Here is a 21822-nt window from a genome sequence, read left to right as displayed (position 1 = left end):
TCGTTTTTTGCTTTTCAAAGATGTATTAATTCTCATACGCTGAAAGTCCAGAAATTTTCTGGCCTCCTGCCATTCGCTTCAGTAAAGGAATCAAGTCTTTCATCAATTCCTCTTCTTTTCGGGCACGATCTTTCCAGCCTAATTCCAGAGGGGCAATCAGGTCGTAAAGTTTTTCACCGTCAAAGATTCTTCGCTCTACGATTTCATTGACAAAAGTCTGAACGGCTTCGATATCCAAGTGATGTTTTTCGGCAATGGAAGAGATAGCCTTGGTGAACTTGTCTTTTTTGAAAAGTTCATAGCCTTGTTCTATTTCCTTCTCTGTCTTGCCGTTCACACCTTTGGCATCCAAGTCGTCAATATAGTCGATGATATCCTCACGCTCATCTATGAGGTTGGCACTGGAACATATCAGGTTTACCAATTGTTCCTTTGTCATCTTCTGCATAGAGGGCGCACCCACATAGCGGCTAATTAACTCCATGATATAATCATAGTCTATCAGAGCCGACGCAAACAGGACAAACTCGAAATCCAAGTCCTCAATCTCTGTAGAGACTGTTATATCGTTGCTTTCGCGTTTTGTCTTCAGTTGCTTGGCTACATCAAGGTAAGCACCACGGAATGCGCGCAGTTCATCATCATCCCTGAAACCGTATGTCGTTGTGGCAATGAGTTCACTTGCCATCCAAGGATTTTCATTATTGTCAACTTTCACAAGGTCTGTGTATTGATCCAATTGGGTCTTGTATCGCTGCACCTCCTTGAAATAGTTGATGAAGCCAGCCTTGGCATCATCGCCTTTCAGGTTAGCTACCTCTTCAGGTTTAAACTCCAGATTCTGAAGATGCATGAAATTGCGCAAGTCATTCACAGCCTTGCAGTATTTCTGTATGATGACTTCTGCAGGCTCCACAAGCCATACTTGTCGAGCAACATCTCCATTCTTTTCGCCCGAGAACAATGCAATAGCCTCATCAACAGCATCCTGCTGCCCTCTAAAATCAAGGATGTTCCCGTAGGGTTTCGTGTCGTTTAAGATTCTGTTGGTACGTGAGAATGCCTGCACCAGACCATGATATTTCAAGTTCTTATCCACATACAGCGTATTCAGATACTTGGAGTCAAAGCCTGTCAGCAACATATCCACCACAATCGTAATATCTATCTTGTTTTTATGTGCATAGTCTTGATTAGTGTACTTTTGGCTCTTGATGCGCTTCTGCACATCCTGATAGTAAGCATCAAACTCAGCTACAGAATGGTTTGTACCATACTGTTTGTTATAATCATCTATGATAGCCATGAGTGAAGCCTTTTTCTGATCTGGCTCTTTCTCATTGTCGATACGCTCTTGCTGCAAATCCTCCTGAATCTGCATAATGTCCCTGTTCCCTTCAGCAGGTGGAGAGAATACACAAGCAATGTTTAATGGCTCGAATGCCTCATCCTTTTCCTGTTGCTCTGCCTGCATCTTCTTGAATAACTGGTAATACTCAATGGCTTCATTGATAGACCCCGTTGCAAAGAGCGCATTGAAGCGACGTTCATTAGTGGCATTGTTATGTTTTTGCAGAATCATCTTGACAACAGCCTGTTTCTTTGCAATGCCAATAACATTATCGTTCTCATCGGGCTTAAAGTAGTCCACATGGAAACGCAGCACGTTTTTATCATCAATAGCGTTGGTGATAGTATAGGCATGCAGTTCTTTCTCAAAGACGTCTTCTGTTGTCTTATACTGAGCCTCCTCACCCGTTATCTGCGTATAGGATGCATTCTGCTCAAAAATGGGTGTTCCTGTAAAGCCAAACAACTGAGAGTTTGGGAAGAACTCTTTAATGGCCTTGTGGTTCTCGCCAAACTGCGAACGATGGCATTCGTCAAAGATAAACACCATACGCATATCTCTTACAGGAAGCAGACGTTTCTGATAGTTAGCGCGATTCTGCGGATCTAAGGCGATACCCAATTTCTGAATGGTGGTCACAATAATCTTGTCAGAGTAATCTTCCGACAACATTCTGCGCACCAGTGCATCTGTATTGGTGTTCTCTTCCACACAACCCTCTTGGAACTTATTGAATTCCTCGCGTGTCTGTCTGTCAAGGTCTTTACGATCCACCACAAACAGGCATTTGTCGATTTCGGGATTGTCCTTCAACAGCGTTGCAGCCTTAAAAGATGTCAACGTCTTGCCACTACCCGTTGTATGCCAGATATAGCCGTTACCACGATTTTCATTGATACAATTTATGATGGCCTTTACAGCATAAATCTGATAAGGACGCATCATCAATATCTTCTGTTCGCTGGCAACAAGTACCATGTAACGGCTAATCATCTCACCCAACTTACACTTTGCTAAAAAGACATCAGAGAAGTCGTCAAGGTTGGTTATCTTCTTGTTCTTCTCGTCTGCCCATTGATAGACCGGCAAATAGTTCTCGGCAGCATTGAAATTGAAATGAGTCCTGTTGTTGTTAGCAAAATAGTAGGTATTTGTCCTGTTGCTGACAATGAACATCTGCATGAAGCAGAGCAACGAATTAGTATATCCGTTGCCAACATCATTCTTATAGTCAACGATCTGCTGCATGGCACGACGAGGGCTGACATCAAGTGTCTTTAACTCTATCTGCACAAGGGGCAAGCCGTTAATCAGTAATATCACATCATAACGATGCGAACTATAACGGGTGTTCATTCGCAACTGATTGACGACTTCGTAGTCATTCTTGCACCAGTCCTTGATATTAACCAATGTATATTGAAGAGGTGTGCCGTCCTCACGCATAAACGTATTAATTTCACGCAATCTCTTGGAAGAGGCATAGACATCAGAATTAGTAAGTTCCTCCATCAAACGGGTAAACTCAGCATCTGTCAAATGCACCTTGTTCAAAGCTTGAAATTTCTCCCTGAAGTTACGCTCAAGGCTCTGTCTGTCGTGAATATCATCACGATAGACATACTTCAAGTCTGTTGTTAGTTTCCTTATGAAACTATTCTCAATTTGGCTTTCTAACACGCTTCTATTGATAGGATTGATTATTTTGCTGCAAATATACAAAAACTTTTGCATAAAAAAAAGGGTTACTGTTTTTTTGCAACAATATATTTATTCTACTTGATTAGATATAGCCCAACTGTCATTCTTCTGAGTTTCCGGATGAGCGTCTGGGCAATCTGATGTTGCTCTTCCTTAATATCACAAATCAATTCCTGTATCTCTCTAATCTGAGGGAAAAAGACTTTATCAAAATAGGACTGGTTCAACTCGATAATTGCCAATTCATTGGCACACCTAACAGTTTGGTTAAAGTTTCCTCCAATCCAACTTAGTTCATAGGCAGTTTCTTGATGAAGGAAAGGGATTGCTCTTTACCTACATAGAAAAAGCACTGGCATATTGAGGATTATTGAAGAATATTTAATACCTTTGCATAAAACTTTAGAACACGGGCATCGTGACAACTCTCAAAGCTGAAGCATGGTAACAAATAAGATCATTCATGTGGACATGGATCAGTTCTTCGCTGCTGTAGAACAGCGCGACAATCCCGAACTGAGAGGCAAACCTATTGCGGTTGGCCATGATGCAGAACGCGGTGTGGTCTCGACAGCCAGCTACGAAGCCCGACGATTCGGTGTGCATTCTGCGCAGTCTATTCAGGTGGCCAAGCGTCTTTGTCCACAGCTGATCATCGTGGAACCTCACTTTCAAAAGTATAAGGAGGTGTCTGCCCAATTACATGAGATATTTCACGACTATACCGATTTGATTGAACCGATATCTCTAGACGAGGCTTTTCTCGACGTGACGGAGAACAAAAAAGAAATCGAGTTAGGGGTAGCTATTGCCCGCGAAATCAAGCAACGTATTCGCGAGACGACAGGACTGACGGCATCGGCAGGCGTCAGCTACTGTAAGTTTCTTGCAAAGATTGCCTCTGACTGGCGCAAACCCGACGGACTGACAGTGATTCATCCAGACAGAGCACTGGATTTCATCGCTCATCTGAAAGTAGAGAAGATTTGGGGCGTAGGCCAGAAAACCGCTGTGAAAATGCACCGCATGGGTATCTTTACGGGACTTGACCTGAGAAACATGACGCAAAGCCGACTGACTCAAGAGTTCGGAAAGATGGGACAGGTGTTCTATAACTTCTCGAGAGGCATTGACAACAGGCCCGTCATCTCTGAATGGGAGCGCAAGTCTGTGAGTTGCGAGCATACATTTGAATCGGACATCAGCAAAAACGCTGACATCACTATTCACCTCTATCACACTGTGCTTGAGCTGGTCAGACGCATTGAGAAGAACCACTTTGAAGGTCGAACGTTGACACTGAAGGTTAAGTTTGCGAATAAACGAGAGCAGAGTGAAGTTTACTTCGACGCTGCCGAGCGAGAGCAAACTCGCCAGGATGGCAAGTTTATGGACTTTCAGCAAATTACTCGCAGCATCACCGCAGACCATATTCTACGTAGTAAGGGCGATATTCTGCCACTGGCAAAACGACTGATGCAGGGTGTAGAGTATCACTCTCACCCCATCCGTCTGATAGGCTTAGGGGTGTCAAAGCCTGGAACTTCCACACCACAGGAAGAGAATCATTGGACCGAGTTGGAATTAGATTTTAAACCATGGCCCGAAGATTAGATTGAAGTAATCGACTATTCGATCACTTCAATCAGGAAACTGAAGGGGCGGAATCCATCGTTACAACTTATCATGGCACTCTTCGGATTCTTCATCCATCCATCGTAGAAGTTGCCTCCGCCATGGGCCAAGGCCACAACAAACTCTTGCATCGAAGACCATGCAGAAGGACACATCCCTTCCGGACGCTCGCCATCGACAGAAATCCACTGCTGCCCTACCCTTACTCCACAAGCATGCTCTATGGGGTTCTCGTATTGCGCCACAAGATCGGAATAGACAGTCTGCCGGATGGCTGTGATCCTTACTTTATTCATAGCTGACTACCTTTGTGGGACATGCCAAGGTACACTTGCGACACTTGATGCAGTCGGGGTGCAGATAGCCCGTTGCCTCGCCACTTGCCTCATAAGGCGTGAGCTGCATGGGACACACGCGGGCACACATCTTACAAGTAGTCTTACAAGCGCTGCTGACGTGGATGCCTTTGAAAGACTTGGGGAGAGGAGCCTGTTTGGGTGCCACCCAACGAGAGATGGTGCCCATTGGACAGAAGCTGCACCAAGTGCGAGGCGCATAAATAAACGAGAGTACAACACCCACAACGGTGGTCATGAGGATGATGGTCCAGAACACACGACCGATGTCACTCCACATGGCCAGTCCGCCTTCACTCCAACGTGCCTGACTCAATTGCAGTCCGAACATGGTGAAGATGAAGAACACCATGAACAGGCGGAATCCCGACGTACGCACGAAACGGGGTATCGGCTTGTGAGGAGAATATTTTGAGAGCAGACGGTCGTACAAATTTCCTCGTGGACACACATTTCCGCACCAGAAGCGACCACGCCAAATGGAGGTGACTACTGGACCTATCATGCAAATCAGCGCTATCAGGCCGATGGCAGGGAAGAACCAACCTACGATTAGATAGGTGATAATAATCCAATAGAGCGAGTGCCCTGATGTGGCAAAATGCCTATGAAAGTTTTTCTTCTTTTGTTCCATCATGATTCTTTAATGTTATTCTGAATGACAATCTATCAACCTTACCACAAAAACCATACCAAGATTGTGCATCAACTATGCGCCGAGCTGTTCTTCCAGGAACTCGGCAGCATCTGCAACACAATCGGGACATTCGCGAAGAACGACTTTCGTGCCGACACCTTTCAACAGTTTACACTGTGTGGCACCATTACGCTGCTGGAATTTAGTCATGATCTCACGCATCTGCTTCATTGACTTCACTTTATCCTTATTGACCATACCCAGCACCATGCCTGCTCCAACCAGTGCACCACAGGTGCCTTCCATGCACCCCATGCCCGTTCCGAAGGCGTTTGCCATATTCATGGCCATGTCCTCATCGACCCCGGCTATATCGGCATAGGTGTGCAGGACAGCCTGGGCACAGTTATGACTTCCACTACGTTTTTTCTCTTTTGCAATGTTCTTTCTTGTTTCCATTATTCCCATTATATGATATATGACGATTCTACATTTTTGCCATATGGTAGCCCATCTGCTTTAATTGGATGGCAGCACCCATCAAATAGAGCTGATGCAAACACGAGACATAGGCATTAAACGCCTCCTTTGTTCCTGGCTCAATATTCTGACGCAACAGCGCATTATAGACACGCGAGGCACATTCGCCCACCAGTTTTTCCATCTGCGAATAGGATTCACCCTTGAGCAACAGGATTTCCTCGCGTACATATTCATCCATAGCATCATAGCCGCGTTTGTCACGCAGGTAGGCATACAGGTCATCCACCTTGGAATAGATGTCCCACTCCTTATCCCACATCTGGGCTATAGCCATACCGATATACATCATCCACCCCAAACTCGCAGAGGGAAAGTTCTGAAACTCACGAATGCCATCGGGGATATAAGCTCGTGCGATGTCTTCCCATTTATCTTCTACATCAGGACATTCCGGCAAACGCTCGTCCACCCTTTGACCACTTAACAAGAATTGGTGCAGGTCACTGCGTAGAGTCTCTTCAAATTGTTCCATTATACCTTAATTATATTATCAAAAACATTACATATCGAATTGAAGGGTACCACCCTCCATGATCTGCTGATGCGAGAGTACCAGCTCTTTCATTGTTTTTCCATTCAGCTTCACGCGTTTCACATGTACCTTCTGGGCTGTCTTATTGGGAGCCGTAACGACAAAATCGCGTCCACCTGCCAAATGCAGCGTTGCACGCTTGAAGAGCGGTGTGCCAATGACATACTCGGCAGCACCAGCATTGAACGGGTAGAAACCCAATGAAGAGAAGATATACCATGCCGACATCTGTCCACAGTCGTCGTTGCCGGCATAGCCACAGGGGGTGGCGTTATAGAACTGACTGCGCACCTGCTCCACCAACTCCTGGGTGCGCTGCGGGCGACCTGCAAAGTTGTAGAGATATACCGTGTGGTGGCTGGGCTCGTTGCCATGCGCATACTGTCCGATGAAGCCGCTGGCATTGCCATTCACCTCACCACTGGTTGCAGTCAGCGAAAAGTTCTCATCAAGTTTCTTCAAGAAGTTCTTCTCACCGCCCAGCAGTTCGATGAGTCCTTTCGGATTTTGAGGCACAAACCACATATACTGCCAAGCATTACCCTCGATGAAAGAAGGATTCTCATAGCTGAGGGGATCGAAAGGTTCTATCCAGTTGCCTCTCTCATCCTTGGCACGGAAGAAGCCCGTTTTGGCATCGAACAGATTGCGATAGAACTCGCTGCGACGGATGAATCGCTCGTAGTCTGCCTTACGGCCCAATTTCTTTGCGACAGCTGCCACGCACCAATCATCAAAAGCCTGTTCGAGGGTGATGCTAACACTGGTGTTCTGCAGCGTCTGAGGCATATAGCCATACTTCTCCCACACCTCGAATGGCGAGTTGAGATGACTACGGGTGCTGCTCTCCACCATGGCCTGATACGCCTCGTCAACATCAATGCCAGGCAGCTCTGCCAATATGGCATCAGCCAGCACGGGAATGGCATGATTGCCAATCATGCAGTAGTTATCCTGCCCCCACAGGTCCCAAATGGGCAGATAGCCATAGGTCTGGTGATGACGCACCATGTCGCGAACAAACTGAGCTGCTACATCTGGGGCGATGAGCGTATAAAGTGGATGAGCCGCGCGGAACGTATCCCAAAGGCTGAAGGTGCTATGATATGCCTCGCCACGAGGCATCTGCTTGATTTCAAAGTTGGTGTCCATATAGCGTCCATCCACATCGCTCATGGTATTGGGCTGCATCAGCACATGATAAAGGCCGGTGTAGAAAATGGTCTTTTGCTCTTGTGTGCCATCAACATCGATACATGCCAATGCTTTCTCCCATGCGTTGTGAGCAGCCTGGGTGTAATCATTGAAATTCCAGCTTTGCGCCTCAGCCTTCATATTCTTGCGCGCTCCCAGATTATCGACTGGCGAGATAGCCACCTTGACTGTCAACTCCCTACCGTCAGCAGGGTCGAAACTGAGCGCACCACGCAGCGAACGACCATTGACCACAGGGCTCCCGCCAACATTGCGTCTGCCATCCATCAGAAGACGCTGACTGAAGGGGCGTGAGAACTCTGCACGAAAATAGACTTTGCGCAACTTGGCCCATCCTGTAATGACACGGAAACCCTCTATGGTGTGGTCATCGACAACACGCATCTGGCTTTGTATGATCTGATAGGCCCGGCGTCCTGTGTAATATGCCTCGCCGCGATAGGTACCTCTGTCCAAATCGAGGACAATGGTTTGGGGCTTACCTTGGGGGAACGTGTAGCGATGAATGCCAGTACGAACGGTAGCTGAGAGCTCTACGCGGACGCCACTCTCCTGGAGTTCAACCATATAATAGCCCGGACGAGCAGCCTCGGCCTGATGACTATATCGCTGACCGAACACGCCCCTACTCAACTCGGCAGCATTCACTTCATGGGACAGAGGCATTAAGCTGACGTCTATCAGGTCTGTGCACCCCGTTCCGCTGAGATGAGTATGGGTAAAACCATAGATAGAATCACGATTGTAGTCATAGCCAGAACAAGGATCCCAAGTCACCATTTGCTCTGTTTCAGGACTCAGCTGCACCATGCCTTGCGGCATCGTTGCCCCAGGGAATGTCGATCCACTAAGGGCGCCTGTCTCATCGGTCTGAGTGCCAATAAAAGGGTTTACATACGAAGTGTGGTCGGTAGCCAGCATACTTGCCGTCAAACCACTAAGCCATAGAAGGAGGACGAATCTAGTTTTCATTTTGGTTCGGAAATTTTGTGCAAAGATACAAAGATAATACGCATATCAGTTTATTATTAGATTTTTTTATCAGGTTTATGACATTATTCACAGAAATAATAGCTAAATTTGCATCGTGTAATCAAACTAGAATATTGAAACACAGATGAAGGTCTTATTGATAAATGGAAGTCCCAAGGAGAATGGCAACACTTTTCTGGCACTGAGCGAGGTGGCTCGTACCCTCAATGAAGAAGGTATAGAAACGACCATCATTTCCATTGGAAAGAAAGCCGTACAGGGATGCATTGCTTGTGGCATGTGTGGAAGAAACAACAATCGCTGCACTTTCCACGACGATCTCTATTATAACGTCATGCGCACTATCAAAGACGGGATAGACGGGCTGGTCGTTGGCTCGCCCGTTTACTATGGAGGCCCCAACGGTTCTCTCTGTGCACTCCTCGACCGCGTGTTCTATTCGTTGGGGCAAGACCTGCAATTCAAGCCCGCCGCCAGCGTTGTCGTTTGTCGCAGAGGCGGTGCTTCGGCAGCATTCGACCGACTCAACAAATACTTCACCATACTGAATATGCCTATTGTCAGCTCGCAATACTGGAACATGGTTTACGGGCAAACACCTGGGCAGGCAGCACAGGACGAAGAAGGCATGCAGACCATGCGCACATTGGGGCGCAATATGGCATGGATGATCAAGAAACTAAACGTTGCGGAGGATGGGCATCCCCAATTAGAGCCCATGCAAAGAACAAACTTTATCAGATAATCATATATTCAACTAATTAACTAAAACATGGAAATTATTATCGGACTATTAATCATTGCAATTGGCGCCTTCTGCCAGTCAAGTTGCTATGTGCCTATCAACAAAATCAAAGACTGGTCTTGGGAGTCGTACTGGATCGTCCAAGGTGTCTTCGCATGGCTGATATTGCCATTTTTAGGTGCCATCCTGGCCGTTCCCAGTGGAGAATCACTCTTTAACCTGTTTGCCTCTGCACCATCATCAAACCTATGGATGACTATACTTTTTGGCGTTCTTTGGGGCGTTGGCGGACTGACATTCGGACTCTCCATGCGCTATCTGGGTGTCGCTTTAGGACAAAGCATTGCTTTAGGAACCTGTGCAGGACTTGGAACTATCATGGGCCCTGTGCTTCTCAACATCTTCTTCCCTGAGCTCGATGCTTTAAAGTCGCTCACCTCTGCCGTTCTTTTAGGCGTCCTCGTCACGCTCATTGGCATAGCCATCATTGGTGCAGCAGGCTCCATGAAATCGGCCACACTGTCTGAAGAAGAGAAAAAGGCAGCAGTTAAAGACTTCAACTTCCCAAAGGGACTGGCTATCGCCCTGTTGGCAGGCTTCATGAGTGGTTGCTTCAACGTCGGCCTGGAGTTTGGTAAAGACATCAATTTCGGCGAGTTAACCAATCCGATGTTCCGCACACTACCAGCCACTTTCCTCGTAACCTTTGGTGGATTTATCACCAATGCCATCTACTGTTTCTACCAGAATCAGAAGAATCGCACTTGGGGCGACTATGCCAAAGGCAACGTATGGGCCAACAACCTGTTGTTCTGCCTGTTGGCTGGTGCCCTGTGGTATTCGCAGTTCTTCGGTCTGTCACTGGGACGCTCATTCTTCGAGGCAGGCGGCACCATGGACGTGCTATCGTTCTGCATATTGATGGCGCTCAATGTTGTCTTCTCTAACGTATGGGGAATCATTCTCAAAGAGTGGAAAGGCTGTTCTGCGAAAACCATCGTCGTGTTGGTGTGTGGCATCGTGACACTGGTCATCTCATGCTTCCTGCCACAACTGATCGGATAGAAAAACATAACAACAAGAAAAGCAGACCTGCATCATCAGGTATAGCTGCTTAAAACCCAAAGAATAGTGCCACTATTGCCTCGTCATTGTAATGCTTTAACGAGAGTAAAGTGGCACTATTCTTTTGCAATACTAACGCTTTCACTTCGTTTCCAGCCCCTGGGCAGGAGAATTCCAGCCCCTGGACAGATGCATTTCAGACCTTGAAAAAGAGCATTCCAGACCCTAGAATGGATCATTATAGCCCCTGGACAAGACTCAGTCTCACAGCTATTGCGAGATCAAAACGATAGTCTTATCGCACAACTGCTCAACTTTTGCGCCCCCAAAGTGGCACCTCAACCTCGCCAAGGGATCATTGTAAACTCAAAAACGATGCCTGCTTTTGCCAGAAGCCTACACCCCTAACAAAAAAAAATTAGACCCCAGCGCTTCACAGCGACGGGGCCTTCTTAGTTTCACTAAATAGTAAGTAATAATGATTATATATATGCTGTCAGTAGTTTTGTTTTTTCTTATTCGTTTTTTCGTATATCTATTAACGTGGCAAATTAAATGCACGTGTCATTTCCTTCATCTGTTCATCACTCATACCTTCAGGAGTAAATCCCATGGCCTTGGCGTTGATGTAAATCTTTGCACTCTTTGAGAGCACGTCAATCTGGTCGAATGCATCCATCACATCGGTGCCCTTGGCAAATACGCCATGCTTCTCCCACATCACCACATCGTAGTCCTCCAGTTCTTTCAGCGTAGCCTGAGCTAACTCATTAGAACCCGGCAGAGTGTAGGGGACGATGCCTAATCCCAGTGGGCAGAATGCCTTCGTCTCAGGAATCATAGACCAAAGAATCTTGGTCAGCACGTCTTTTCCCAAAAACTCTGGATTGTGACTCATGGCCACCAGTTCTATAGGATGCGTATGTACTGTGGCTTTATAGCCAGAGTTTGTCTCAATCTGTCGAGCATGTACAATCAGATGACTGGGCAGCTCGCTTGTCGGCATTACGGCATTGTCAGCGATAATCACATATGAAGCGCAATCGTCAAGAATGCGAATCACGGAACCATTGTCCATGGGCCAACGAGCCAAATCGCGCATGCGCTTACCAGTGCCTTTACAATAGAAATAGCATCCTTTCAAAGCCGGAAGTGTGATACCGATCTGCTTCACATCGCTAATGGCTGGCATCTGACGAATCTCGTCGTCAACATATTCTGTAACGTTGACAGTGATGTTTCCACCGTTACGTTCTGCCCAACCATTTTGCCACAAGTAACCTGCTACTTCGGCAATCTTCTCAATCTCCGCACTCAGAGCTTTTCTTCCGTCTAAGATACTCTTCATTTGTTTAATGCTTTATTTTTGGTGCAAATTTACACTTATTTTTTGAAACTGCAACAATATTATTTGATTTTTTTACCTAAATATTTGATTTTATACTTGATTTATATCAATTACACAAAAAAAAGAGATTTGTTTTGCTCTACTCTTAAAAAATTTGTAACTTTGCACCTATGAACGAAAAGAACTTTTCTGAGAACATTATTGTTGTAGATGCGGATTTCGTTGACAAAGTAGCATTTGACCTGATTGTTAACTTTGAGCGTATGATCGGGCGCCGTATTCCACAGGCCGACCTGCCAAGATGGACGGAGTGTCTGGCACTGGATGGTGGTCTGCGTGAAGGCGAAAATGAAGTACAGGTGGTGCTGATTCACAATTCCAACTCTAAAGCAATGAACAATTTTATGCCCGGCAACTTTGAGCAATTGAACGGACAAGCTTTCAAAAGTCATCTTGGAGAGTTCATCTTTTCTACTGTCACGATAGAGCCACTGACCACAAAGGAACAGCTCTTTGCTGACACCATTCTCCTTTTTGCCAATCAGAAAGAGGTGAAGCGCATCATGATCATCCCTGATGACAACATATATAATAAGGTACGTGATACCGCTAAGAGAATAGATGAAGACAAGCGTACCACTGTATTCTCTATGCAGCCAATGCCCGGTGGCAACTTTCGCCAAGAGATACTTGGCTATTCATTGATGGCTGCCATGGGAATCAAGGGCGAGGAGATTAAGCCCGACAAACTTTAATTTTCGAAGAAAACAAAAAAAACGATAGAAGATGAGTAGAGTTTTAATGATTGGCGCCGGCGGCGTCGCTACAGTGGCAGCATTCAAGATTGCTCAAAATGCTGACGTATTTACAGATTTCATGATTGCCAGCCGCCGCAAGGCTAAGTGCGACAAGATTGTTGATGACATCCACAAGGCAGGCTACAAGTTGGACATCAAGACAGCTCAGGTCGATGCCGATGACGTAGAGCAGCTGAAGGCGCTCTTCAACGACTTTAAGCCAGAGCTGGTCATCAACCTGGCACTACCCTATCAGGACCTAACAATCATGGATGCCTGCCTGGCATGTGGTTGCAACTATCTCGACACCGCCAACTATGAGCCCAAAGACGAGGCTCATTTTGAGTACTCTTGGCAGTGGGCCTATCGCGACCGCTTCGAGAAAGCAGGGCTCACAGCAATCCTTGGTTGCGGATTCGACCCTGGTGTCACCTCGATCTTTACTGCCTATGCTGCCAAACATCACTTCAAGGAAATTCAATATTTGGACATCGTTGACTGTAACGCCGGTGACCATCACAAGGCATTCGCAACCAACTTTAATCCTGAAATCAACATCCGTGAGATCACTCAAAAGGGACTTTACTGGGAAAATGGTCAATGGGTAGAGACTGAGCCTCTGGAGATTCACAAAGACCTCACCTATCCTGAGATTGGTCCACGCGACAGCTACCTGTTGCACCACGAGGAGATAGAGTCGCTGGTCATCAACTACCCCACCATTAAGCGTGCACGTTTCTGGATGACCTTTGGCCAACAATACCTCAAGCATCTTGAAGTAATCCAGAACATTGGCATGAGCCGCATCGACGAGGTTGAATATGAAGCTCCATTAGCAGATGGAACGGGTACGGCAAAAGTGAAGATCGTTCCCCTGCAATTCCTCAAGGCTGTATTGCCCAACCCACAGGACCTTGGCGAGAACTACGAAGGCCAGACCTCAATAGGTTGTCGTATTCGCGGCATTGGCAACGACGGCAAAGAGCACACCTATTATGTATATAACAACTGTTCGCACCGCGCAGCCTACGAAGAGACAGGCATGCAGGGAGTCAGCTACACGACAGGTGTACCGGCCATGATTGGCGCCATGATGTTCTGCAAAGGGTTGTGGAGCAAACCAGGTGTTCACAATGTTGAGGAGTTCGACCCAGATCCATTCATGGAACAGCTCAACAAGCAGGGACTGCCTTGGCACGAGATTCACGACGGCGACCTGGAGCTTTAAACCTCTCCCAACCTCCCCCAAGGGGAGGAGGGCCTACGGATAGATCATAAAAATATAGTAATAACCAATAGAAAGCTTGGCAAATCCCCCTGAAACCGCCAGGCACTCCCCTCCTTGGGAGGGGTCGGGGGAGGTTCTAAATGGCTAAAAAGGAATTAGACGCAGAAATGCTGAGCACCCAGCAAGATAAGCTGAAGGCACTGCAAGCAGCCATGTCAAAGATTGAAAAAGACTTTGGCAAAGGCTCTATCATGCGCATGGGTGAAGAAAAGATAGAAAATGTAGAGGTGATCCCAACAGGTTCGATCGGGCTGAATGCTGCACTGGGTGTGGGAGGATACCCCAAAGGACGCATCATTGAAATCTATGGTCCAGAGTCTTCTGGTAAGACAACGCTTGCCATCCATGCTATTGCAGAAGCTCAGAAAGCTGGAGGTATTGCAGCCTTTATCGATGCAGAACATGCTTTCGATCGCTTCTATGCACAGAAATTGGGTGTTGACATTGACAACCTATATATCTCGCAGCCAGACAATGGAGAACAGGCACTTGAAATTGCCGACCAGCTGATTCGTTCTTCGGCTATCGACATCATCGTCATCGACTCTGTAGCAGCCCTGACACCTAAAAAAGAAATAGAGGGTGACATGGGCGACTCGGCAGTAGGTCTTCATGCCCGCTTGATGAGTCAGGCTCTGCGCAAGGTCACTTCGACCATTGCCAAAACCAACACGACTTGCATCTTTATCAACCAGCTGCGCGAAAAAATTGGTGTCATGTTTGGCAATCCAGAGACCACGACAGGTGGTAATGCTCTGAAATTCTATGCCTCCGTGCGTCTTGACATCCGCAAGGTGACTGGCATCAAGGATGGCGATCAGGTTATTGGTAATCAGGTGCGCGTAAAGGTTGTCAAGAACAAAGTTGCTCCCCCATTCCGCAAAGCTGAGTTTGAGATCACCTTTGGTGAAGGAATCTCAAAAATTGGAGAGATTGTTGACTTGGGCGTTGATTACGGCATCATCAAGAAGAGCGGTTCATGGTTCAGCTACGAAGATGCTAAGCTGGCGCAAGGTCGAGATGCAACAAAGCAACTGCTGAAAGACAATCCCGAATTATGCGATGAGCTGGAAGCCAAGATTATGGAAGCAATCAAAGATCAAAACAACTGATAAACCAAAAACAGATGGCAAAAATAATTGCCATCTGTTTTTTTTATCATATAAGAGAAAAACTACTTAATGATTCGAAGCACCTTCTTTGTCGCTGCATCGAAAAAGACCTCACTACGCGACTGACTGGGGGTAGAATTATACGTATAAGTGAAGACTCCATTTTTGGCATTGCCCTTCACATCGGGTTCGCCCAAAGCCAGTTTTACCTCTTGCTCCGTGAAGCCCTTACGCACGATTCCCTTCTGTATGTCCATATAGTTCTTTTTGCGGATACCAGGAAACTTCGATGGGTCACCTTCTGCAAAAAGATTCGAATAGACATCCTCTTGCGGCGCATCGGTGTCAGCATCCCACGTGACATTGCTATCGCCATTCATTGACACCAATTTATAGTATTTACTGCCAGAACCAGTGCCCGTCAATGTCAATCTGACATATTTTGAGTTGGGCATCTTTTGAACATCAGAAATGGTGAAGACAGACAGACGGGCCACCCTGACACGCAGTTTCTGACTATCTGTCATATCTGTACGCCGAAGCGTATAAACGACCTTACCCCGATATTCGCTATATTCCTTATCAACTGACATATTGTCGTTGATTAGTTCAAAACTGCCATCAAACGTGTGAGGAATCACCTGCGAAGCACCAAACTCGGAATCGCGCATGCCACTGTTGGTGCGACTGATTGCAACATTCTGGAAAAACTCTCTGCCACGTTTGTCTGCCACGATAATCTTGACAGGATAGCTGCGGGTTCCCACGCCAACGGCCTTTACCGTCACCTCTGTACCGACAGGCACGTCTGTAATCAGTTCTACGCCATTGGTATCTACTTCAGAATCAACATAATAGCTACTGGCTTTGGTACGCAGCTTCTTGCCTTTAAAGAGTTCTATGGCCTTATCCACATCATCTAAATAAGCCAATGTTGGAACACCTTGTCTGCTAAAGCAATAATCGTCAAACGAATATGATGGAATTTCATAATAGTAAGTCTTGCCATCATCTTCACACATAAAATTAATATGCTCATTCAGACCACCAACCTTATCATGTCCCTTATAAACCATGATCTTGTATTTCAGCAAATTACTGCTCACCATATTACCGGTCAGAGAGTCGGCAAAGGTCTTGATTATCAAATCCTTCTTCTCAGGAATCACCATGAAACGCATACCTTTCTGCCAACTGCACAAATCTCTGAAACTGAAGTTACGACTAATAACATCCTGTTTCTCGTTCTCATCTTCATTAGAGGTATCCATCCGTTGATTGACAATCTTCTGGGCACCCTTTGTTTTAACGATATACTTGTTTTGTGCTTCTACATTCATCCCTAAAAGGGCTGACATCAGCACCAGAAAGAAAGATTTTTTCATTGTTTCTTACTTTTTTATTACGCATGCAAAATTAAACAAAACTTTTCATACTTATGCCAAAATGGCGCAATAAATATATGTTTCTCAATAAAAAATATGTTTTTGGCATAGCCTTTGCATTATCCTTAGTGACATTTCAAAGTAATAACAAATAAAAATTATATATTATGGGAAAGATTATTGGTATTGACTTAGGTACAACAAACTCGTGTGTATCAGTATTTGAAGGCAATGAGCCTGTCGTTATCGCAAATAGCGAGGGCAAGCGCACGACACCTTCTGTAGTAGGTTTCGTCGAGGGTGGCGAACGCAAGATTGGCGACCCTGCCAAGCGTCAGGCTATCACTAACCCTAAAAACACCGTTTATTCTATTAAGCGTTTCATGGGTGAGACATGGCAGCAGACCGAGAAGGAAATTGCTCGCGTACCATTCTCTGTAGTTAACGAGGGTGGCTATCCTCGTGTAGATATCGACGGCCGTAAGTACACACCTCAGGAGATTTCTGCCATGGTGCTTCAGAAGATGAAGAAGACTGCTGAGGACTATCTCGGACAGGAGGTGACAGAAGCTGTCATCACCGTGCCTGCCTACTTCTCTGACTCTCAGCGTCAGGCCACAAAGGAGGCTGGTCAGATCGCTGGTCTCAACGTACGCCGTATCGTGAATGAGCCTACAGCCGCAGCCTTGGCTTATGGTATCGACAAGACCAACAAGGATATGAAGATTGCCGTGTTCGACCTCGGTGGCGGAACATTCGATATCTCCATCCTTGACTTCGGTGGCGGTGTATTCGAGGTGCTCTCTACCAATGGTGATACTCACCTGGGTGGTGACGACTTCGACCAGGTGATCATCGACTGGCTGGTACAGGAGTTCAAGAACGACGAGGGTGCTGACCTGAAGAGTGATCCTATGGCAATGCAGCGTCTGAAGGAAGCTGCCGAGAAGGCTAAGATCGAGCTATCGAGCACCACTTCAACGGAGATTAACCTCCCCTACATCATGCCCGTTGGCGGTGTTCCCAAGCACTTGGTTAAGACACTGACACGTGCTAAGTTTGAGCAACTGGCCCACAACCTGATTCAGGCTTGTTTGGTTCCTTGCCAGAACGCCGTTCGCGACGCAGGCATCTCTACCAGCGATATCGACGAGGTCATCCTCGTGGGTGGTTCAAGCCGTATCCCCGCTGTGCAGGCCCTCGTAAAGAACTATTTCGGCAAAGAGCCATCAAAGGGTGTTAACCCCGACGAGGTCGTTGCTGTAGGTGCTGCCATCCAGGGTGCAATTCTCAATCAGGAGACCGGTCAGGACATCGTGCTGCTCGACGTTACTCCTCTGACCTTGGGTATCGAGACACTCGGTGGCGTAATGACCAAGCTGATTGAGGCCAACACCACTATCCCCTGCAAGCAGAGTCAGGTGTTCTCTACCGCTGCCGACAACCAGACCGAGGTGACCATCCACGTGCTGCAAGGTGAGCGTCCTATGGCTGCTCAGAACAAGAGCCTTGGCCAGTTCAACCTCACCGGCATCGCCCCCGCCCGTCGTGGTGTACCTCAGATTGAGGTAACCTTCGACATCGACGCCAACGGTATCGTAAAGGTATCAGCCAAGGATAAGGCTACAGGCAAAGAGCAGGCTATCCGCATCGAGGCTTCATCTGGTCTGTCACAGGACGAGATCAACCGCATGAAGGCAGAGGCCGAGGCCAACGCCGAGAACGATAAGAAGGAGCGTGAGCGCATCGACAAGATGAACCAGGCTGACTCCATGATTTTCCAGACCGAGACCTTCCTCAACGAGAATGGTGACAAGCTTGGTGCCGACAAGGCCAACGTCGAGGCTGCTGTTAATCAGCTGAAGGAAGCCCACAAGGCAGGCGACGTAGCAGCCATCGACACAGCCATGAACAACCTCAATCAGGTGATGCAGTCAGCTTCTCAGAAGATGTACCAGCAGGCTGGTCCTCAGCCCGGTGCCGACCAGGCTCAGCAGCAACAGCAGCAGGCTGGCGGCAACTCTCAAGACGACATCCAGGATGCCGACTTTGAGGAGGTGAAGTAAAGTGCAAGCCGAGAGCAATGCCATGCTTGCATGAGCATAGCCGAGGCGCAGCCTTTATTCGACGAAGTCAAGTAAGTTTGATAAGCAAACAACAAGCAATTATAGAAATCCCGTATAACTCAAGTAGTTATGCGGGATTTTACTTTTAGTTAAACTTTGTAGTTTTCTGCCGATTTTCGGATTTTTACCGTAAATATGGGTCACCTGCATAACCACGTGTGAGCGTACACTAAAACCGTGATGTTTTTCGTTCTTGCAAGAAACGAAATATCACAATGAATCCACAATACGAAATACTTGCCAAATGCTTGTTGCCAACCCACATGTTGGAATGGTTTGAGCTGACCAATGTTGAGGTGAAGCCCAAGGAGAATGCCGCCACACAGGACACACAGTCAGAGGTGAGTCCTGTGAACATTATCCATCTGTATCTTGACGAGAAGGTTTAGCTCGGCGGTCCGAAGGAGAAAGCCAATAATCTGACGCCAGACAATCGTGAAGATTTGCGTCCTAACGGCTTTACTCCTGCCAAGACCTTCCATGACTTTCCTATTCGTGGGCTGGAGGTTCTGTTGCATGTGCGTCGCCGTCGCTGGCTTGACACAGAAAACCACAATGTCATGTCTGAGTTTGACTTCATACAGGAATCCACCCGCTGTTCAAAGGAACTGGCGGATTTTTTAAAGAAGCGTTTGGAGACGCTCCCTATAACGGCCCGTTCGTTTGAGAAAGACTATCACATCAATGGCGATAATTTCGAGCGTTCATACAAGGAGGGTGGACGCTTGAACGGCTTCAAGCGGACGGGTCCCATCAGTGGTTTCAAGACCTGGGAAGATGCAGAAGGCAAGCCAATCCATAGCAATGCCGCATACCATCCTGAGAGGCTGAAGAACAACGAGACAAAGGCCGAGCTGCTCATGCGCAGTAAGTACCTGCTGATGGTGTCACCCGAGAAGTGGACTCCAAACCAAAGGGAACGTGCGGAGATACTCTTTGAACTGTACCCTGACATAGAGACGGCGTACAGCCTGACACACTCTCTGAGGATGATCTTTGCCCAGAAGTGCGACAAGGAAGCCGGGCGTAAGAGCATCAAGAAGTGGTACGCCAAAGTGAGCGAGTTTGATAACAAAGCCTTCAATGACATAGCCGCAGCCATGTACGACAGAGAGGATGAAATCCTCAACTACTTTGTCAACAGGTCGACCAATGCATCGGCAGGACCGCTCAATGCAAAAATCAAGGACTTCAGGGCTCAGCTAAGAGGTGTTATTGACAAGAAATTCTTCATCTTCAGACTGGTCAAGATTTTCAGTTAATCCACGCGGTTATACAGTGACCCACTTTTTTATTTATATTCGGTAATTTGGCCAAATATTTTTCGGTAATTTGGCTTTATTTTGCTCGGCAATATGAATTTTTCCGAAATTCTCAATGATCCAAAGCCGAATTTCTCAAAGGAAAAACTATACGCACAGTCCTTACATTTGATTAACGGCATCCACATTCTTCTCCATTACACGGATGCATAAATCAGTTGTGTGGAGAATATAACGCAGTCATAAAACATTCTTTGAAATGTTACTTGTTTGCTACCTGTAATTATATAAGCCTATTGCAAGTAATTATATTACAGTAACATACAAATATCTAATAGGATAAAAGCCTAATACGCCAAGCACACTTGGCTGTTAGGCTCTCCGAGGGGGGGTGTCTGCCTTGTGAAAGAGCAAGCTCTGGCAGGAATGAACACTTATCGTATTTACATTAATCAGCAAAACATTATGCCTACAGGTAAAAAAGCAATGCTCGAAGTCAGCAAAATGAAGATGACTCCAGCACTCAGCGCAGAACATCAGCGCAAATGGGATGAGTCCCGATGGGAATGTAAACTTGATGACCCTGAACGTAATTACAACAAGAGTCGTGCGCATCTCAACTTCGAGGTACGCAAGGGAGGTGTCATTGCTCCAGTAGATCAATCGGTCTGCATCAAGGAAAAAGTTGATGCACGTATTGCAGAATGGAAAGCTGAAAGGCTTGCTGCAACAGGAAAAGAGCCGATAGTCAGAAGCACGCAACATCTCTCTGTTTCTCAAATGGAGATTAAAGTTTTGGGATGCTGTTTGTATCTTGAGTCATATATTCTTATAACGTTTTCGTTGCTGTTCCTATTATTCTGTATCCTGTTGTTTTCTTTTTAGGTCGGCCATCACCATTCGGATGGTGTTTCGTTTAATCCCTTCAGGGCACCTACTCTTTACTTTTTTCGACGTTGCGCCCTTGGGCAAATCTTGAATAACGCTAGAAATCAGCGTGTATGTATAGCGGTCTACGAAATCGAACACATCTACTAATCCGTGCATAATAAGAATCGAAAGATGTTCTGAGATAGTATAAGCTGACAACTCGCGCTTCCGTGCAATTGTCTCAAGAGTATATCCTTGTTTGGCAAGCTCAAAAGTGTCTTGTACGGTTTGCGGGAGAGCCTTTTTACTCTTTGAGTTAGAACGGTCATCTAAATCTTTATCTATCTCTGCTTCTTCGATTTCTTCCTCTTGGTCAACAGACACTTCATCCGTTAGGATAGCAGAGTTTTTTTCTTCTAACTTTTCTAATTGACCTCTATTCCTAGGAATGTCGGCAAACTCCGTACTCAGATTATCGAATAGAATCTTTTCTTCATCTGTAATCGCCATCAGTCCATGTCCAATTTCCCTATGCCACTTCCTTAGTGCAATCTCATCATGGTCACCATCCATGAAGGGGAAGCGTTTGTTTTGAATCACAAACAAGCGGAAACGAGAAAGAATCTCAAAGAAGGAACCTGATGGGAACTCAACTATTTGCCCATCTCTATCGTAATCATATTTCTGAGCAATCCTCACAACACAAGCCTGCTCATCAACATTCAAACCATATCCTTCTTTCAAAAGATGGCCGAGCGTAGCGATAATCCGCTCACGTTGCATCGCCTCTGGAGCCACATAATCACTCAGACGGATGACAAGGTTCCCCTTATAATTCCAATAAGCCTTCTCCGTTATCTC

19 protein-coding genes are annotated in these 21822 nt (G+C 46.4%); 10 read left to right on the top strand and 9 right to left on the bottom strand.

Translation table 11 applies throughout. The features are described from left to right. Positions 1 to 25 precede the first annotated feature (25 nt). A complete protein-coding gene (locus L6472_RS04300; RefSeq protein ID WP_237807385.1) occupies positions 26 to 3085 on the bottom strand; it encodes a type I restriction endonuclease subunit R in 3060 nt (1019 codons plus the stop codon). 408 nt (positions 3086 to 3493) lie between these two features. Here L6472_RS04300 and dinB point away from each other — a divergent pair, with 408 nt between their 5' ends. After that, complete coding sequence (dinB, locus tag L6472_RS04295; RefSeq protein ID WP_237807384.1) at positions 3494 to 4666, top strand: DNA polymerase IV; 1173 nt, start codon at positions 3494 to 3496, stop codon at positions 4664 to 4666. Between the two features lie 14 nt (positions 4667 to 4680). On the opposite strand, the gene L6472_RS04290 is transcribed toward dinB, so the two are convergent. From L6472_RS04290 to L6472_RS04270, 5 genes are all read right to left on the bottom strand, one after another. Further along, complete coding sequence (locus L6472_RS04290; protein ID WP_237807383.1) at positions 4681 to 4983, bottom strand: TIGR04076 family protein; 303 nt, start codon at positions 4981 to 4983, stop codon at positions 4681 to 4683. Next, on the bottom strand, positions 4976 to 5680 hold the full coding sequence (locus L6472_RS04285; protein WP_237807382.1) for a 4Fe-4S binding protein: 705 nt from the start codon (positions 5678 to 5680) through the stop codon (positions 4976 to 4978). The genes L6472_RS04290 and L6472_RS04285 overlap by 8 nt, the downstream gene beginning before the upstream one ends. A gap of 72 nt (positions 5681 to 5752) precedes the next feature. Then, a complete protein-coding gene (locus L6472_RS04280; protein ID WP_237807381.1) occupies positions 5753 to 6139 on the bottom strand; it encodes a C-GCAxxG-C-C family protein in 387 nt (128 codons plus the stop codon). A 28-nt stretch (positions 6140 to 6167) separates the two neighbouring features. After that, complete coding sequence (locus tag L6472_RS04275) at positions 6168 to 6695, bottom strand: hypothetical protein (protein ID WP_237807380.1); 528 nt, start codon at positions 6693 to 6695, stop codon at positions 6168 to 6170. A gap of 27 nt (positions 6696 to 6722) precedes the next feature. Next, complete coding sequence (locus L6472_RS04270) at positions 6723 to 8942, bottom strand: GH92 family glycosyl hydrolase (RefSeq protein WP_237807379.1); 2220 nt, start codon at positions 8940 to 8942, stop codon at positions 6723 to 6725. 145 nt (positions 8943 to 9087) lie between these two features. Here L6472_RS04270 and L6472_RS04265 point away from each other — a divergent pair, with 145 nt between their 5' ends. Together L6472_RS04265 and L6472_RS04260 are read left to right on the top strand one after the other, a co-directional pair. Then, positions 9088 to 9708 carry a flavodoxin family protein gene (locus L6472_RS04265; protein ID WP_237807378.1) on the top strand — a complete coding sequence of 207 codons (621 nt, stop codon included), beginning with the start codon at positions 9088 to 9090 and terminating at the stop codon, positions 9706 to 9708. Between the two features lie 27 nt (positions 9709 to 9735). Then, on the top strand, positions 9736 to 10773 hold the full coding sequence (locus tag L6472_RS04260; protein ID WP_237807376.1) for an L-rhamnose/proton symporter RhaT: 1038 nt from the start codon (positions 9736 to 9738) through the stop codon (positions 10771 to 10773). Positions 10774 to 11311: 538 nt separating this feature from the next. On the opposite strand, the gene rhaD is transcribed toward L6472_RS04260, so the two are convergent. Continuing rightward, positions 11312 to 12121, bottom strand: a complete 810-nt coding sequence (gene rhaD, locus L6472_RS04255) for a rhamnulose-1-phosphate aldolase (RefSeq protein ID WP_237807375.1) — start codon at positions 12119 to 12121, stop codon at positions 11312 to 11314. Between the two features lie 170 nt (positions 12122 to 12291). On the opposite strand from rhaD, the gene L6472_RS04250 reads away from it, so the two are divergent. The 3 genes from L6472_RS04250 to recA all read left to right on the top strand — a co-directional run bounded on the left by L6472_RS04250 (position 12292) and on the right by recA (position 15318). Continuing rightward, positions 12292 to 12876 (top strand): DUF6621 family protein, encoded by a 585-nt coding sequence (locus L6472_RS04250; RefSeq protein ID WP_237807374.1) that lies wholly within the window; start codon positions 12292 to 12294, stop codon positions 12874 to 12876. A 31-nt stretch (positions 12877 to 12907) separates the two neighbouring features. Next, entirely contained in the window at positions 12908 to 14146 is a 1239-nt protein-coding gene (locus L6472_RS04245; protein WP_237807373.1) for a saccharopine dehydrogenase family protein, read from the top strand. Positions 14147 to 14286: 140 nt separating this feature from the next. Continuing rightward, positions 14287 to 15318: a recombinase RecA gene (gene recA / locus L6472_RS04240; protein ID WP_305079864.1), complete on the top strand. Its 1032-nt coding sequence runs from the start codon at positions 14287 to 14289 to the stop codon at positions 15316 to 15318. 62 nt (positions 15319 to 15380) lie between these two features. Here recA and L6472_RS04235 read toward each other — a convergent pair whose 3' ends face one another. Continuing rightward, positions 15381 to 16703, bottom strand: a complete 1323-nt coding sequence (locus L6472_RS04235; protein WP_237807372.1) for a hypothetical protein — start codon at positions 16701 to 16703, stop codon at positions 15381 to 15383. Between the two features lie 167 nt (positions 16704 to 16870). Between L6472_RS04235 and dnaK the strand changes: the two genes are divergently transcribed. From dnaK to L6472_RS04215, 4 genes are all read left to right on the top strand, one after another. Continuing rightward, positions 16871 to 18769, top strand: a complete 1899-nt coding sequence (dnaK, locus tag L6472_RS04230) for a molecular chaperone DnaK (protein WP_237807371.1) — start codon at positions 16871 to 16873, stop codon at positions 18767 to 18769. A gap of 275 nt (positions 18770 to 19044) precedes the next feature. After that, complete coding sequence (locus L6472_RS04225; protein ID WP_237807370.1) at positions 19045 to 19218, top strand: hypothetical protein; 174 nt, start codon at positions 19045 to 19047, stop codon at positions 19216 to 19218. A gap of 54 nt (positions 19219 to 19272) precedes the next feature. Beyond that, positions 19273 to 20091: a transposase gene (locus L6472_RS04220; RefSeq protein WP_237807369.1), complete on the top strand. Its 819-nt coding sequence runs from the start codon at positions 19273 to 19275 to the stop codon at positions 20089 to 20091. 426 nt (positions 20092 to 20517) lie between these two features. Further along, positions 20518 to 20976: a hypothetical protein gene (locus L6472_RS04215; protein ID WP_237807367.1), complete on the top strand. Its 459-nt coding sequence runs from the start codon at positions 20518 to 20520 to the stop codon at positions 20974 to 20976. On the opposite strand, the gene L6472_RS04210 is transcribed toward L6472_RS04215, so the two are convergent. Further along, the gene (locus L6472_RS04210; RefSeq protein ID WP_237807969.1) at positions 20947 to 21471 is read right to left on the bottom strand and encodes a helix-turn-helix domain-containing protein; all 525 of its coding nucleotides are present in this window, start codon (positions 21469 to 21471) and stop codon (positions 20947 to 20949) included. The two genes, L6472_RS04215 and L6472_RS04210, sit on opposite strands and share 30 nt — an antisense overlap. Positions 21472 to 21822 lie beyond the last annotated feature (351 nt).

It is taken from the genome of Prevotella sp. E13-17, from assembly GCF_022024035.1.
In the GTDB taxonomy this organism is placed as follows: domain Bacteria; phylum Bacteroidota; class Bacteroidia; order Bacteroidales; family Bacteroidaceae; genus Prevotella.
Note: the sequence above shows the minus strand (reverse complement) of the source record. Positions and strands in the feature narration are given on the sequence as shown.